The following is a 2,216-nucleotide window of genomic DNA, read 5'->3' on the forward strand; positions in this document are numbered from 1 at the left end:
CCCGCTGAGCGGACTTTCGTGGTGGCAGCGTCGCTGATTGCCGGGTTCCTTGCCGAGCTGCCGCGGTTGCTGCCCATTAACGAGGAGATTTACTATCCGCGCAACATGAGCTTCATCATATTTCCAATTCTGATCGCCTACTTTGCCTGGAAAAACAGGATTTCGTTCAAGACCGGTGCGGTGCTGGCCAGTCTCACACTTGCGGCCGCGGTGTTTATCAATGCTTTACCGGAGGAAAAACCTGGGTTGCCCGGCGACTCAGTAATCCTTGCCTTTATTCATTTGCCCCTGCTGCTCTGGTCCCTGCTGGGGTTTGCATTCAGCGGAGGTGAGCTTCGGAACCGGGAAAGCTGGCTGGGATTCCTGCGCTACAATGGCGAGCTCGCCGTGATGGTGGTGCTGCTGCTGATTGCTGGCGGGCTAACTACCGCAATTACGATCAACCTTTTCCACCTGATCGGTCTGCGTATCGAAGAGTTCTTTTTCAATTACGTGGTGATATGCGGACTGGCTTCGGTGCCGGTGGTTGCTACATTCCTCACGCAGTCACAGCCCGCCATTGTCAACAGGGTAGCGCCTTTAATTGCGAAGCTTTTTAGCCCGATTGCACTCGTGATACTTGTTATTTATCTGGGCGCGATGGTATTTTCAGATAAAAACCCCTACCAGGACCGTGAATTTCTATTGCTTTTCAATGCGCTGCTGATAGGCGTAATGGCGCTGATCTTCTTTTCTGTTTCGGGAAGCGATGCCGGAAAGAAGAACCGGATGCAGGTACAAATATTATTTCTACTCTCAGCTGTTACTATTCTGGTCAATGGGATCGCACTTTCGGCCGTTTTGTTCCGGATATCGGAGTGGGGGATTACACCTAACCGGCTCGCCGTGCTGGGCGCCAACCTGCTGATGCTCATTCATTTGTTATTTGTCGCCGCAAACCTCTGGAATGCGTGGAGGAGAGAGACCGGCTTGTCGCCAGTAGGGAAAATAATGGTTGCATTTCTTCCGGTCTATGCATTGTGGGCTGCTGTTGTCACCTTCCTTTTTCCTTTCATTTTCGGATTTAAATAATCAGCACAATAATAGATTAAGCTGCATTGAATTATAAAAAGCCGGTTGCTGTCACCAGTAGCCGGCTATTTTGTTGAAATAAAATATACTCTATTAAATTGATAGATTTAATGCTTTTTATTTTAGTTTTGCACGCAGTCACAAAAACTTGAAACCAGTGTCACGAATTATTTCCTGCGATCGCAGCCGATGTCAACCCTATTCTTCTGTCCGGAAATGCACGGACGTTAGCCATTTTATTTTAAACACCACCAAAAAATAAGAAGATACCTCTCTATGAAAACATTTTTCAAGACCATTCTAAGTTCCGGCTTTATTCTGGTTTCGTTTTTAGTGCATGCGCAGGACCAGCCTATGATCAATGCTACCGTCAGTGGTACGATCCTGGATGCGACAAACGACACGCCACTGGTTGGTGCCACCGTGACCATTAAAGGAACTACCAATGGGGATGCCACAGACGCCAATGGTCAGTTTGACCTGATTACCGGGCAAAAATTACCATTTACACTGATCGTATCATTTTTGGGTTACCAGAAAAAGGAAGTGCTTGTAAGTGAAACGCAGGTAACGATCAAGCTGGATCCGGCAGCCGATAACCTCGAAGATGTGATCATTTCTTCACGCCGCCGCCAGGAATCAGCCCAGGAGGTACCTATTCCAATATCGGTAATCCGTGGTTCTACTGCTGAGGACGCGGGTGCGTTCAATGTGAACCGTTTGAAGGAACTCGTGCCTACTGTGCAGCTTTACGTGTCCAACGCACGGAATACAACGCTGAACATCCGCGGATTGGGTTCGACCTATGGTTTAACGAACGACGGCGTTGATCCGGGAGTTGGGTTTTATGTGGATGGCGTGTATTATGCGCGTCCCGCTGCTACTGCGCTGGATTTTATAGATATTGAGCGCATTGAGGTACTACGTGGCCCGCAAGGTACTTTGTTTGGAAAAAACACCACTGCCGGTGCATTCAACATCAGTACGAGAGCGGCAAGCTTTGATCCGGGTGGCAGCTTTGAATTAAGTTATGGCAATTTCGGCTTCGTACAGGCCAAAGCATCTGTAACAGGTCCGCTTTCCAAGAAACTGGCAGCACGCGTTTCCTTCACGGGAACACAGCGAAACGGATTGTTTTACAACGT

2 protein-coding genes are annotated in these 2,216 nt (G+C 48.6%); both read left to right on the top strand.

What is annotated here, in order from left to right; genetic code table 11:
* On the top strand, positions 1-1,071 hold a 1,071-nt coding region (locus ACTIE6_RS26360; RefSeq protein WP_439559472.1), incomplete at its 5' end, for a hypothetical protein.
* A 276-nt stretch (positions 1,072-1,347) separates the two neighbouring features.
* Positions 1,348-2,216, top strand: an 869-nt coding sequence (locus tag ACTIE6_RS26365) for a TonB-dependent receptor (RefSeq protein WP_439559473.1), incomplete at its 3' end; no start/stop codon positions are given.

Source organism: Dyadobacter sp., assembly GCF_051859145.1.
Taxonomy (GTDB): domain Bacteria; phylum Bacteroidota; class Bacteroidia; order Cytophagales; family Spirosomataceae; genus Dyadobacter.